Here is a 12,948-nt window from a genome sequence, read left to right as displayed (position 1 = left end):
CAGAAAGAACCAAGGCCCCGCCCCGGCGAGGAACAGCCGGATGCGGGGCCCCGTGAAACAGTGGTGCAACAACCGCTGCCCTGCCCTACCCCGGACCGCCCGCGGACGTCTTCTCGCCACCCAGGTCGAAGAAGATGTCCTTGATGACCTGCTTGGTCACCTCGCGGCTCATCGCCGCGATGGAGGTGGTGAGGGGGATCTCCTTGGGGCACACCTTCACGCAGTTCTGCGCCTTGCCGCAGTCCTGGATACCGCCCGGACCCATGAGACCCCGGACGCGCTCCTCGGCGTTCATCTTGCCGGTGGGGTTCATGTTGAAGAGCCGGGCCTGGCTGATGGCGGCGGCGCCCATGAAGCCGTTGTCGACCGTCACCTGCGGGCACGCCTCGAGGCAGCTGCCGCACGTGATGCACGTGGACAGCTTGTACATCACCGTGTGGTCCGCCTGGGACTGGCGCGGGCCGGGGCCGAGGTTGTGCGTGCCGTCGATGTTGATCCACGCCTTGACGCGCTTGAGCGCCTCGAACATGCGGCTGCGATCCACCGCCAGGTCGCGCGAGACGGGGAACTTCTTCATCGGTTCCAGGGTGATGATGGGCTCCCCGTCCCCGATGATGCGATCGATCAGCGCCGAGCAGGCCATGCGGACCCGCCCGTTGATGTTCATGGCGCAGCTGCCGCACACCTCCTCGAGGCACGCGGCGTCATAGATGGCCGGGGACACCTTGCGCCCGTCGGTGGTGACCGGGTTGCGCTGGATCTCCATCAGGCAGGAGATGACGTTGGCGCCCTTGTTGTAGGGGACGCGGAACTCATCGAAGTGACCCGGAGCCTCCGGGCCATCCTGCCGCCAGATGCGAAAGGTGACGTGCTTCGTGGTGGTGCTGACAGGCGCCTGCACGGTCGCGTTGTCCATGTCGTTCCCTCCGTCCCTTCCTTAGGCGTACCAGCGCGGCTCGGGATCGAGCACGGGCGTGGGGATGTCCTGATAGGTAATCTGCGGGCCCTCGACCGAGTAGGCGGCCATGGTCGTCTTGGCCCACTTCTCGTGGCGCTTCTTCCACAGCGCCATCCACTCGGGATCCTTCGTCGGATCCTTCACCTTGGGCTCGGGCAGCGAGAACTCCGGCTTGTAGTGGGCGCCGCGGCTCTCGTCGCGCAGCAACGCGCTCTTGGCGATCACCTCGGCCAGCTCGAACATGTTCCAGAGCTGGTTGACGTAGGAGATGCTCCGGTTGCCCACGTTGCCCGTATCCAGCGCGTTGATGTTCTTCCAGCGGTCCTTGAAGTCGCGGATCTTCTCCAGCGACTTCTTGAGCCGGTCGTTGTAGCGGACGACGGTGCAGTTCTCCGTCATCAGATCGCCCAGCTCCTTGTTGAGGCCGTAGGCGTTCTCCTTGCCGTCCATCTTCTTGATGGTGGCGAAGCGATCCGCCCAGTACTTCTGCGCGTCGGCGAAGTACTTCTGGTTGTCCGCGTCGGTGGCGCTCTTGGACTGGCTCTTGGCGAAGGCCACCATGGCCGGGCCGCCGATCATGCCGCTGTAGATGCAGGAGAGCAGCGAGTTGGCACCCAGGCGGTTCGCGCCGTGGTAGGCGTAATCCGCCTCACCCGCGGCATACAGGCCGGGAATGTTGGTGGACTGGTTGACGGGGCTGCCGACCAGCGGCGTCTGCGTCTGGGGATCCGCCTCGAACTGCACGTACAGACCGCCCATCGAGTAGTGCATGCCCGGGAAGATCTTCATGGGCACGTGGCGCGGGTCGTCACCCACGAACTTCTCGTAGATCTCCATCACGCCGCCCAGCTTGGCGGTGAGCACGTGACCCGGGATGTGCGTGACGTCCAGGTACACGGCGTCGCCGCCGCCCAGACCCAGGCCCATCTCGCGGCACACCGTGAAGATCTCCCGGGTGGCCACGTCGCGAGGCACCAGGTTCTTGTACTTGGGGTACTTCTCCTCGAGGAAGTAGAAGCGCTCGCTCTCGGGGATGTCCTTGGGCTCGCGGATGTCGCCCTTCTTCTTGGGCACCCAGACGCGGCCACCCTCGCCACGCACGGACTCGCTCATCAGGCGCAGCTTGTCCTCACCCGGGATGGAGGTGGGGTGCACCTGGATGAACTCGCCGTTGGAGTAGATGGCGCCCTCCATGTAGGCGCGGCCGGCGGCGGTACCGGTGTTGATGATGGAGTTGGTGGAGCGCCCGAAGACGACGCCCGGGCCACCGGTGGCGAGGCACACGGCCTCGGCCGGGAAGGTGCGGATCTCGTTGGTGCGCAGATCCATGGCCACGCTGCCGATCACGCGGCCCGCGCCGTCCTTCACCGTGCCCAGCCACTCCCAGTACTCATACTTGGTGACGCGGCCCTCGGCCTCCCAGCGGCGCACCTGCTCGTCCAGCGCGTACAGCAGCTGCTGGCCGGTGGTGGCGCCCGCGAAGGCCGTGCGGTGGTGCAGCGTGCCGCCGAAGCGCCGGAAGTCCAGCAACCCCTCGGGCGTGCGGTTGAACGTCACGCCCATGCGATCGAGCAGATAGATGACGCCCGGCGCCGCATGGCACATGCCCTTGACGGAGATCTGCTCGGCCAGGAAGTCGCCGCCGCGCAGCGTGTCCTTCACATGGATTTCCGGCGAGTCGCCCTCACCCTTCGTGTTCACCGCGCCGTTGATGCCGCCCTGGGCGCAGACCGAGTGGGAACGCTTCACCGGCACGAGCGACAGGATGTCGACCTGGTGACCGGCCTCGGCCAGCTTGATGGTGGTCATCAGCCCGGCGAGTCCGCCGCCCACCACCGTGAACCGCGCTGCTGCTGCCATGCTGCGTCTCCTTGGTGACCGGAGGGCCAGACGCCTCTGGGGGCAGGGCCAGCGCCGCGACTGTGCGAGCGCGACGCTCGGACCTCCGGTGCGAATACTTCCGGCTAGTTAACTGGTGAATTCAGCGAGCCGCAAAGATTACCGGAGCGGAGGGATAAGACCGCTCCATCTCCGGCATCAGCCTTGCTCGTGGGCTCCCTCGCCCTCTGGGAGAGGGCAGAGGGAGAGGGGACATCTACTAGAGCTTCACTTCGCCGACGGTCTTCTTCACCGACTCGAAGGACTTGTTGAGCTCGGCCTTCTCGGCGTCGTTGAGCTGCACGTCGATGATCTTCTCCACGCCGCCCGCGCCGATCTGCGTGGGGACGCCGAAGAAGTAGCCGTTGATGCCGTACTGCCCCTCGAGCAGGGCGGCGGCCGGCAGCACGCGCTTGCGGTCCAGCAGGTAGCTCTCCGCCATGGCGATGGAGCTGGAGGCGGGAGCGAAGTAGGCGCTGCCCGTCTTGTAGAGGTTCACCAGCTCGGCGCCGCCCTTGCGGGTGCGGTCGATGATGGCGTTCAGCTTGTCCGCGGGGATCAGCTGGGTGAGGGGCACGCCGCCCACGGTGCTGTGGCGAACCAGCGGCACCATGTCGTCGCCGTGGCCGCCGAGCACCAGGGCCTCCACGTCACGGATGGAGCAGTTGAGCGCCTCGGCGATGAAACACTTGAAGCGGCTGGTGTCGAGCACGCCCGCCATGCCGACGACCATGTTCTTGGGAAGTCCGGCGATCTTGTGGAGCGCGAACACCATCGCGTCCAGCGGGTTGGCCACGTTGATGACGAAGGCGTTGGGGCAGTGCTGCTTGATGTTGCCCGCCACGTCCTTCATGATCTTCAGGTTGACCTCGAGCAGGTCCTCGCGGCTCATGCCCGGCTTGCGGGGCACGCCAGCCGTGATGATCACCACGTCCGAGCCCGCCACGTCCTTCCAGTCGGTGGAGCCGGTCACGCGGCAGTCATAACCGTCCACGGCGGACAGCTGGTTGATGTCCAGCGCCTTGCCCTTGACCAGACCCTCGGCCACGGGGATGTCGTAGAGGACGACGTCGCCGAGCTGCTTCTGCACCGCGAGCAGGGCCAGGTTGCCACCGATCTGACCGCCGCCGATGAGACCAATCTTCTTCTTGGTGTGAGCCATGTGGGTTGTCTCCTCGTGACGACTACATGTTCTTGATGATGGCCTGGCCGAACTCGGAGCACTTCACCTCGGTGACGTTGCCCTGGCTCTCCTGGCGCATCAGGCGGGCGAAGTCGTAGGTGACCGTCTTGTTCGCGATGGCCTTGTCCATGCCCTGGATGATCAGGTCGGCGGCCTCGTTCCAGCCCATGTGGCGCAGCATCATCTCGCCGGAGAGGATGACCGAGCCCGGGTTCACCTTGTCCAGGTCCGCGTACTTGGGCGCGGTGCCGTGGGTGGCCTCGAAGACGGCGTGGCCGGTGACGTAGTTGATGTTGCCGCCCGGCGCGATGCCGATGCCGCCCACCTGCGCGGCCAGCGCGTCCGACAGGTAGTCACCGTTGAGGTTCAGCGTGGCGATCACGTCGAACTCGTCCGGACGCGTCAGCACCTGCTGCAGGGTGATGTCCGCGATGGAGTCCTTGATGATGATCTTCCCGGCGGAGACCGCGGCCTTCTGCTCGGCGTTGGCGGCGTCCTCGCTCTTGGCGGCCTTGGTGGCCTCCCACTGATCCCAGGTGTAGACCTTGTCACCGAACTCGCGCACCGCCAGGTCGTAGCCCCACTTGCGGAAGGCGCCCTCGGTGAACTTCATGATGTTGCCCTTGTGCACGATCGTCACGCTCTTGCGCTTGTGCGTGATGGCGTACTCGATCGCGGCGCGCACCAGGCGCTCCGTGCCTTCCTGCGACACGGGCTTCACGCCGATACCCACTCCCTGCGGGAAGCGGATCTTGCCGGCGTCCTTCGGGAACTCCTTCTTCAGGAACTCGAGGAACTTCGCGGCCTGGGGGCTGCCGGCCTCGAACTCGATACCGGCGTAGATGTCCTCGGTGTTCTCCCGGAAGATGGTCATGTCGACCTTCTCGGGGGTCTTCACCGGGCTGGGCACGCCCTTGAAGTAACGGACGGGGCGCAGGCAGACGTACAGGTCGAGCATCTGGCGCAGCGCGACGTTCAGCGAGCGGATGCCACCGCCCACCGGCGTCGTCAGCGGGCCCTTGATGCCCACCAGGTACTCGCGGAACGCGGTGACCGTCTCGTCGGGCAGCCAGTTGTTGACCGTCTTGAAGGCCTTCTCGCCGGCCAGAACCTCGAACCAGGAGATCTTCTTCTTGCCCTTGTAGGCCTTCTCCACCGCCGCATCGAAGACGGCCTGCGAGGCGCGCCAGATGTCGCGGCCAGTGCCGTCACCCTCGATGTAGGGGACGATGGGGTGATCCGGCACCGTCAGCTTGCCGTTCTGCAGGGTGATCTTCTCGCCGCTCGGAGGGGCCATGAACGAAGCTCCTGACACTTGGGAAGGGTGTGACCTTGTGGGCGGCGGATGCTTTGCAACACTGGCCCCCCGCGTCAAGGATGTTCGGTTGCCCTCCGTACGGCCTGACTTATCGGATCCAATCCCCGACAGCGCTGCGTCTGGATTGTCCTGGATTGGTGGCTCCGTTTCCGGCCCTACCTCCGAGGACACTCCACCCCGTCAGCGACGCTCCACGTCCCACCAGCCGAAGTGCATCGTCCGCTGCTCCAGCAGCTGCACCCAGCCGGGCCCGTGCGCGTAGGTCCGCGGCAGGAGGTTCGCGGCCTCGAGCGCCCTCACCGTCTCCGCGAAGGACCAGAAGTACAACGTGACTTCCTGATCCTCCGTCTGGACCTGGCGCCGTGACTCCTCGTGCCCCTCCAGTCCCAGGCGGCGCTCGAGCACCGTGAAGAGCAGGCGCCCTCCTGGCTTCAGTGCCTCGGAGATGTGGCCCAGTGTTCTCTCCAGGTCGTCGCAGAAGTCGAGGCACCCCACCGCCAGCGCCACGTCGAAGCGGCCGAGATCTCCGGGCACCGGATTCCGGTAGCTGTGCACCCGGTACTCGCCCGACGGCCGGCCCTCGCGCGCCCGCTCGATCATCTCGGGTGAGAGATCCAACCCCACGACCTCTACGGTCGGCTCCAGTTGCCGTGTCAGTTGTCCCGGACCGCATCCCACATCGAGCACCCGCCGGCCCGGCGCCACCGTCTCCCCGAGGAATCGCTCCACCCTCCCCTCGTACCGCTGCAACGCGGGGAAGAACGTCTCGTAGACACCGGCGATCTCCCCGTAGACCCGCCGGACTCCCTGCTCCTGTTCGTCGGTGGTTGGCATCTCGCGCGAGCGTAGACCCTCACCCCGGCCCTCTCCCAGAGGGAGAGGGAGTCGCCTGGATTTCGTGGACCACGGTGTCGTGACGGATACTCCCGGCCGTTCATGCGCTTCCTCTCCCTCGCCGGTCCGCTCGTCCTCCTCGCCCTCGGCATGGCGTGGCTCGTTCCCGCCATCCTCCTCACCGGTGGTGGTCCCCAGGGCGTCCCCTGGTGGCGGCATGCCGTGCTCCTCTCGCTCGTCCTGGCCGTGGGCCTCGCCTGGCGCCTGGGCTCCCGGGAGATCGCGCTCGGGACGCTCGCCGTGCTCTGCACCGCCGTGTTCGTCTGGACGCGCACCGTGCGGCCCTCGCTCACCCGCGAGTGGGCTCCGGATCTCGTCCGCACCGCCCGCGCCGAGGTGCGGGGCTCCCGCGTCACCCTCCACGACATCCGCGACTTCCGCTACCGCAGCACCACCGACTGGGACCCCTCCTGGTACTCCGCCACCTACGACACCCGGGACCTCGTCCGCGCCTGGTTCATCGTCGAGCCCTTCTCCGGCTTCGAGGGCGCCGCCCACACCATGGTCAGCTTCGAGTTCTCCGGCGATCGCTTCGTCTCCTTCTCCGTGGAGATCCGCCGCGAGCGCGGGGAGACGTACTCGGTCCTCGGCGGCCTGTTCCGCCAGTACGAGCTCGTCTACGTCGTCGGCGACGAGCGCGACCTCATCCAGCTGCGCAGCAACCACCGCCGCGATGACGTCTACCTCTACCCCGTCCGCGCCTCCCAGGAGCGCACCGTCGCCTTCTTCCTCGACATGGTGCAGCGCATGCGCGACCTCGAGGCGCGGCCCGAGTTCTACAACTCGTTCACCAACAACTGCACCACCAACCTCGTGCGGCACCTCGAGAAGGTCAGCGAGACCAACGTCCCCTACGATCACCGCACCCTGCTGCCCGCCTACTCCGACTCGCTCGCCCTCGCCCTGGGGTTGATCGACTCCGACGTGGGCCTCGCCGAAACGCGCGAGCGCCATCTCATCAACACGCTCGCCCTCGCGGCCCAGGATCGTGACGACTTCTCGCTCCGCATCCGCGGGCGGGCTCCGGCCGCGACTCCCGCCGCCGCGGCCTCGGGCCCCTGATTCGACTCACATCGGGCTCACCGCGCGCATGTCAGCACCGCACCCGGAGTGGTCATGTTACGCTCGGCGGCCGGGCGACATGAAACCCATCCACCTGACGGGAGAGCGAGCATGAAGCGCTTCATCTTCGCCAATATGCAGGGCCTCGCGGAGGAGCGGCTCTCGGCGCGGCTGGTCATGGTGGCCCAACTCCTCATCGAAATGGATGTGGACGTCGCCCTGCTCTGCGAGGTCATGCGCTCCAGCCAGAGGCTGGGGGAAGTGGACATTCCCGAGAAACAGCGCACCAGCCGGCGCAAGCCCGAGAACCAGCTGCTCTTCGACAAGCAGGTGGCTCAGTCGTTCTCCCAGAACGAAGCGCTCGGCCAGCTCCAGTTCACATACACGCCCTCCTACCGCGAGGAGCGCTATGAAAAGCACGAGGAGGGCAAGCAGAAGGGCTATGGCACCCTGAGCAAGGGTTTCATCGAGACCGAGCTGCTCGACGAGGCCTTCAAGGCCCTGTCGACACGGGCGCCGCTCCGCTGGATCACCCGGGAGGGCATGCACGTGTACATGCTGCATGCCATCTCGAACCACTCCGCCGCCAAGAAGCAGCTCCTCTCGGAGCTCATCCCCGCGCTGCTCAAGCTGCACCCCGACACGCCGTGGATGATCGTGGGCGACCTCAACTGCCCACCCCACAAGCTGCTCAAGTGCGACGAGTCGCTCATCACTGGCAAGGGAGGACAGGTGCTGTCTCTCGAGGGGGTGGGCATGGCGGGTGCGTTCGCCTGCATCCCCGACGGGCCCACGCGCTGGTCGAGCGGGAACCTGCTCGACTACGTGATTTCGAATGTCCCCTGCCGCGTGTTCCGTCTTCCGGAGGAGAAGGCACAGGTCCGCACCGAGCAGCAATCCATCTCCGTGCTCGATGAGTCGGGCTTCGACCATCGCCCCATCCTGGTGGAGTACCCCGAGCTGGACCGCAAGCGCGATTCCAAGCCGTCATCCTCGATCCAGGGTCTTGGCAAGCCCCTGTTCGCGCTACCCACCTACCCCGCGCGCTTCCGGCGGATTCCCATCACCGGCGATGGGAACTGTCTGTTCCGTTCCATCGCCCACCTGACGGGCCGCAACTACGTGGAGCTGCGGGCGCTCGCCGTCCAGCACCTGCTGAACAACTGGGAGCAGTATCAGGGCTTCGTCGAGCACCCGGAGTACGTGGCCGACATGGCGGGCAATGGCGTGTGGGCGGGACACCTGGCGCTGGTGGCCCTCGCCAACCAGCTCGATATCCAGATCATCGTCTACCGCTTCGACGGCACCATCGTGCGCATCAACGAGGGAGGCACCGGCGGTCCTCATCACGTCTATTACACGGGTGCTCACTACGATGCGCTCGTCGAGGCGGGACGGGGGCGCCCCCCTCCCCCCCGCTTCGGCAGGAGCCAGCGCCCCGTCTCCTTGGAGCTCTTCCTCGTCGGGACCGTCACCAAGCGCATCCGGACGCTCATGCGACGCAAGCCCCATGAGAAGGAGCTGTCCATCGTGATGCGGTACGTCATGGACAAGCTGAACATGCTACCGGGAGCCGACAGGGCCCTGGAACGCAAGACGCCTGGCGACGAGCTGAAGGCCACTCGCATGCTGAACTACCTGGTGGACCACGCCTTCAAGAAACACCCGGTGTGGTTCGACTGAGGGGAGAACCCGCGTCAGTGCGCTTCGGCTCCGAGCGTCAGCAGCTCCGACACCGTCACGAAGCGGTAGCCCTGGGCCTTCAGCTTCTCGACGACGATGTCCACCGCCTGAATCGTTCCCGGCTTCTCCCTCCCCCCATCGTGGAACAGGATGATGGAGCCCGGCCGCACCGACTCCATGACCCGGGACGTCAGCAGCCCCACGTCCTGCGTCTCGTCGTCCCTCGACACCGCGTCGAAGGTGATGTGCTTGCGCCCGCTCCGGGACAGCAGCCACGGCAGCACCACCAGCTTCTTGCCGTGCGGCGCCCGGAAGAGGATCTCCCCCTGGACGCCCAGCCCCCGCAGCAGCGCGTCCGTCTTGTCGATCTCCTCCTGCACGTAGGACGGTGACTTGAGCACCAGCCGGTGGTGCGAATACGAGTGGTTGCCCACCTGGTGCCCCTCGGCGAGCACCCGCGCCGCCAGCTCCGGGTTGCGCTCGATGCTCCTCCCCACCATGAAGAAGCTGGCCTTCACCCCGTGCCGCTTCAGGATGTCGAGAATCCGATCCGTCTGGCCCGGCTTCGGCCCGTCATCGAACGTCAGCGCCACCACCTTCTCGGTCGTCTCCACCCGGGGGTAGAGCTCGCCGAACAGCTGGAAGGTCCACGACCTCGAGAGCTGCCACAGGCCCACCACGAGCCCCAGCACCACCAGCGGCGTCCCCACGGCCCATCGAATCCATCGCTTCCGGTTCATGCGCGTCCACCCTGCACGGGCCGGGCCCGGGCTTCCCCACCGGGCTGACGGCCGAGGTGTGGCTCTCCAGGCACACCCCACGCGGGTGGGAGGACGCGGCGAGAGCCATCCCGCCCGCATGTCCGCTCGCCGTGTGGCCCTGCGAGCCACTCCATGCCCTGCCCATCCACGAGCGCACGGGCCTACCTGGCAGGTCTGGGCGACACTGTCGGAATGTTGAATACTCGGGGAGTCATGCATCAAGCTGTTTCCCCGAATACCTCCAGTTCGATGGGTTCCCAGCTCCTCGCCGACTACCTGCGCGAGGACGCCGCGGCGCGCGAGGCCGATGTCGCGCGCTTCATCAGCGCCGCCGCGGTGTGCTTCGTGATCGCCACCCTCCTGCTCGGACCCGCCCTCGGCTGGCCCCGAGCCCTCGCCGTGGCCTGCATGGCGGCGGCCTACGGTGTCTATTACGGCGTCCTCTCCCAGGTGCTCCAGCGCGGGTGGTTCCATCCCGCCATCTGCTGGCTCAACGTCAGCCTGGAGATCTCCGTGGGCGTCTTCGAGTTCCTGCTCGACCTGCACTTCGAGAACGCCGAGCAGGCCCTCACCAACCCCACCTCGCTCCTGTGGGGCGCCTTCATCGTCCTCGCGTCCATGCGCTCCAACCGGAAGCTGGCCATCTTCGCCGGAGCCCTCGCCGCCACCGCGTCGCTGCTCCTGTACTGGCTGCTGGCCTGGCCGCGGTTGCAGGCCCCCGTGCCCCTGATGCTGTCCCCGCCGCTCATCACCCTGCGCGCCCTGTACCTGTTGCTCACCGGCTGCGTCGCGGCGCTCGTGGCCAGTCACCTGCTGCGCAAGGCCGAGGAGGCACTCCGGGCCGTGCGCGCGCGGGAGCTGCTCGGGAGGTACTTCCTCCACGAGCGGCTCGGCGTGGGCGGCATGGCCGAGGTCTTCCGCGCCACCTACAGCCCCGAGGGCGGCTTCCAGAAGCGGGTGGCGCTCAAACGCATCCTCCCGAGCCATGCCGGGGATCCCCACTTCGTCACCCTCTTCCGGCGCGAGGCCGAGCTGGGCTCGCTGCTGCACCACCCCAACATCGTCCAGGTGCTCGACGTGGGCCGCTTCGGCGACACCTGCTTCATGGCCATGGAGTTCATCGAGGGCGTGTCGTTGCGCGAGCTGCTCCGGTCCCGCGGCCCGCTCCCCCTGGCCGTGGTGACGTACCTGGGCGCCGAGCTCGCCGCCGGGCTCGACTACGTCCACCACCGCATCGCGAGCGATGGCACGCCGCTCAACCTCGTGCACCGGGACATCAACCCGCCCAACATCCTCCTGTCGCGCATCGGCGAGGTGAAGCTGGGGGACTTCGGCATCGCCCGCGCCGCCCACCACGTCTCGCTCACGCTGGCGGGCCGGGTCGTCGGCAAGCCCGGGTACATGGCCCCGGAGCAGGCCCGCGCCGAGCCCTTCGACGCCCGCGCGGATCTGTTCGCGCTCGGCCTCACCCTGTACGAGGCCCTCACCGGCCTCCGAGTCATCCCCTGCGAGGCCCGCCAGGATCCCCGCTGGGGCTTCACCTCGCGCACCTTCCCCCCACCGTCCACCTTCCGCCCGGAGGTGCCTCCGCTCCTGGATGCCATCATCCTGGAGCTGCTCCAGTGGGAACCGCACGCGCGGACCCCGGGGGCCCTGCGGCTACGGGAACAGTTGTGCTCGCTGCTCGACGAGGCCGCGCCCTACCCCCGCGGCCAGGCCCTGCTCGCCCGCGCCGTCCACGAGGCGCTCGCCAACAGGCCCACGGAACCCGCCGTCACGCAGACGCCCCGGGAATCCGGGCCACAGGGGGTCCAGCTGCGCCCCTCCGGGCCGGTGCGGCCCTCGAGGAGCCTCCCCCAGACACGGCTGGACTTCCGGCCCTCCCGCCCGATCCCCGCCGTCGCGGAGCGCACGCGCAGCTGAGGGACCGGGCCGTCCGCGCTCACTCGAACTCGAGCGCGCGCTGGAAGTCCGCCGGGTTGGTGGCCGCGCTCTGCGCCGTCTCCAGGGTGATCTCCCCCTGCTTGTAGAGGTAGCTCAGGTGCTGATCGAAGGACTGCATGCCGAACATGTCCCGGCCCTTCTCGATCACGTCCTTGAGCTCGTTGGCCCGGTCCTCGCGGATGTACTGCTCCACGGACTTGGTCTGGACCATGATCTCCAGCGCCACGGTGCGCCCCTTGCCGTCCGCCTTCGGCAGCAGCCGCTGCGAGATGGTGGCCTTGAGGCTGTCCGCCAGGCGCATGCGCACCATCGACTGCTCCTCGGCCGGGAACACCGAGATGAGCCGGTTGATGGTCCTCGAGGCGTCCGTGGTGTGCACCGTCGACAGCACCAGGTGCCCCGTCTCCGAGGCCTTGAGCGCGATGTCGATCGTCTCCGTGTCGCGCATCTCGCCCACGAGGATGACGTCCGGATCCTGGCGCAGCGCCGCGCGCAGGGCGATGGCGAAGTTCTCCGTGTCCGGGCCGATCTCCCGCTGCGAGATGGAGGACTTGATGTTCTTGTAGATGAACTCGACCGGGTCCTCGATGGTGAGGATGTGCAGGTTCTCGGTGCGGTTGATCTGATCGATCATCGCCGCGAGCGTGGAGCTCTTGCCCGAGCCCGTGGCCCCCGTCACCAGCACGAGGCCGCGATCGTTGGCGGCGATCGTCTTGAGCACCTGCGGCAGTCCCAGCCCGTCGATGGTGGGGATCTCATCCGGGATGATGCGCAGGATGCACGCCAGCGTGCCCCGCTGCCGGTAGATGTTCACCCGGAAACGCGCCACCCCGGGCAGCCCGTAGGAGGTGTCGTACTCCTGCAGGCTGTCCACCTGGGTCTTCGTCAGCGGATCACTGATGATGTGGAGCGCGACCTGTTTGGTGTGGTCCGGATGGAGCTTCTCCATCTTCAGCGGTCGCAGCACTCCATTGACCCGGTAGATGGGAGGATCGCCCGGCCGGAAGTGAATGTCCGAGGCGCCATTCTGCACGCCGACCGTGAGCAGCTTGTTGAGCGTTGCCTGATCCACAGGGAAATGACCTCTCTCGTCGGCCGGGGATTCTAGGCAAGCACTCCGGCTCCGCCAAGAAGATGACGGGGATTCCCCCACACTTCCGCCCTCTTTCCTTCCGCCCTGATTTTCACCGTGCCGTCACACCTGGCGCATCTGGCACGCGTTAGGAAATCCGAGTAGGAACATTGCCCCGTTCCCGGGCTCCGTTCA

Annotated in this window: 10 protein-coding genes; 3 read left to right on the top strand and 7 right to left on the bottom strand. The window is 67.0% G+C overall.

Annotation, left to right across the window (positions count from 1 at the left end; genetic code table 11):
- Positions 1–85: 85 nt before the first annotated feature.
- The 5 genes from sdhB to BO221_RS45495 all read right to left on the bottom strand — a co-directional run bounded on the left by sdhB (position 86) and on the right by BO221_RS45495 (position 6,171).
- Entirely contained in the window at positions 86–916 is an 831-nt protein-coding gene (sdhB, locus tag BO221_RS45515; protein WP_073567188.1) for a succinate dehydrogenase iron-sulfur subunit, read from the bottom strand.
- A gap of 21 nt (positions 917–937) precedes the next feature.
- A complete protein-coding gene (gene sdhA, locus BO221_RS45510) occupies positions 938–2,818 on the bottom strand; it encodes a succinate dehydrogenase flavoprotein subunit (RefSeq protein WP_073567187.1) in 1,881 nt (626 codons plus the stop codon).
- A gap of 238 nt (positions 2,819–3,056) precedes the next feature.
- On the bottom strand, positions 3,057–3,998 hold the full coding sequence (gene mdh / locus BO221_RS45505) for a malate dehydrogenase (protein WP_073567186.1): 942 nt from the start codon (positions 3,996–3,998) through the stop codon (positions 3,057–3,059).
- 22 nt (positions 3,999–4,020) lie between these two features.
- The gene (gene icd, locus BO221_RS45500; protein ID WP_073567185.1) at positions 4,021–5,316 is read right to left on the bottom strand and encodes an NADP-dependent isocitrate dehydrogenase; all 1,296 of its coding nucleotides are present in this window, start codon (positions 5,314–5,316) and stop codon (positions 4,021–4,023) included.
- A 201-nt stretch (positions 5,317–5,517) separates the two neighbouring features.
- On the bottom strand, positions 5,518–6,171 hold the full coding sequence (locus BO221_RS45495; protein WP_073567184.1) for a trans-aconitate 2-methyltransferase: 654 nt from the start codon (positions 6,169–6,171) through the stop codon (positions 5,518–5,520).
- A 102-nt stretch (positions 6,172–6,273) separates the two neighbouring features.
- On the opposite strand from BO221_RS45495, the gene BO221_RS45490 reads away from it, so the two are divergent.
- The gene (locus BO221_RS45490; RefSeq protein ID WP_073567183.1) at positions 6,274–7,293 is read left to right on the top strand and encodes a DUF4105 domain-containing protein; all 1,020 of its coding nucleotides are present in this window, start codon (positions 6,274–6,276) and stop codon (positions 7,291–7,293) included.
- A gap of 111 nt (positions 7,294–7,404) precedes the next feature.
- The gene (locus tag BO221_RS45485) at positions 7,405–8,976 is read left to right on the top strand and encodes an OTU domain-containing protein (RefSeq protein ID WP_073567182.1); all 1,572 of its coding nucleotides are present in this window, start codon (positions 7,405–7,407) and stop codon (positions 8,974–8,976) included.
- Positions 8,977–8,990: 14 nt separating this feature from the next.
- On the opposite strand, the gene BO221_RS45480 is transcribed toward BO221_RS45485, so the two are convergent.
- Entirely contained in the window at positions 8,991–9,716 is a 726-nt protein-coding gene (locus BO221_RS45480; RefSeq protein WP_073567181.1) for a polysaccharide deacetylase family protein, read from the bottom strand.
- 270 nt (positions 9,717–9,986) lie between these two features.
- Here BO221_RS45480 and BO221_RS45475 point away from each other — a divergent pair, with 270 nt between their 5' ends.
- Positions 9,987–11,660, top strand: a complete 1,674-nt coding sequence (locus BO221_RS45475) for a serine/threonine-protein kinase (protein ID WP_073567180.1) — start codon at positions 9,987–9,989, stop codon at positions 11,658–11,660.
- Positions 11,661–11,679: 19 nt separating this feature from the next.
- Here BO221_RS45475 and BO221_RS45470 read toward each other — a convergent pair whose 3' ends face one another.
- Positions 11,680–12,753, bottom strand: a complete 1,074-nt coding sequence (locus tag BO221_RS45470; RefSeq protein WP_143196061.1) for a type IV pilus twitching motility protein PilT — start codon at positions 12,751–12,753, stop codon at positions 11,680–11,682.
- Between the last annotated feature and the right edge of the window lie 195 nt (positions 12,754–12,948).

Source organism: Archangium sp. Cb G35 (assembly GCF_001896145.1).
In the GTDB taxonomy this organism is placed as follows: Bacteria; Myxococcota; Myxococcia; order Myxococcales; family Myxococcaceae; genus Archangium; species Archangium violaceum.
The sequence above is the reverse complement of the archived record's forward strand: the minus strand, read 5'-3'. Positions and strand labels throughout refer to the sequence as shown.

Excerpts from the sequence above, each read along its gene's own strand:
- sdhB (WP_073567188.1), bottom strand. The coding sequence starts at position 916 with ATGGACAACGCGACCGTGCAGGCGCCTGTCAGCACCACCACGAAGCAC.
- sdhA (WP_073567187.1), bottom strand. The coding sequence starts at position 2,818 with ATGGCAGCAGCAGCGCGGTTCACGGTGGTGGGCGGCGGACTCGCCGGG.
- mdh (WP_073567186.1), bottom strand. The coding sequence starts at position 3,998 with ATGGCTCACACCAAGAAGAAGATTGGTCTCATCGGCGGCGGTCAGATC.
- icd (WP_073567185.1), bottom strand. The coding sequence starts at position 5,316 with ATGGCCCCTCCGAGCGGCGAGAAGATCACCCTGCAGAACGGCAAGCTG.
- BO221_RS45495 (WP_073567184.1), bottom strand. The coding sequence starts at position 6,171 with ATGCCAACCACCGACGAACAGGAGCAGGGAGTCCGGCGGGTCTACGGG.
- BO221_RS45490 (WP_073567183.1), top strand. The coding sequence starts at position 6,274 with ATGCGCTTCCTCTCCCTCGCCGGTCCGCTCGTCCTCCTCGCCCTCGGC.
- BO221_RS45485 (WP_073567182.1), top strand. The coding sequence starts at position 7,405 with ATGAAGCGCTTCATCTTCGCCAATATGCAGGGCCTCGCGGAGGAGCGG.
- BO221_RS45480 (WP_073567181.1), bottom strand. The coding sequence starts at position 9,716 with ATGAACCGGAAGCGATGGATTCGATGGGCCGTGGGGACGCCGCTGGTG.
- BO221_RS45475 (WP_073567180.1), top strand. The coding sequence starts at position 9,987 with ATGGGTTCCCAGCTCCTCGCCGACTACCTGCGCGAGGACGCCGCGGCG.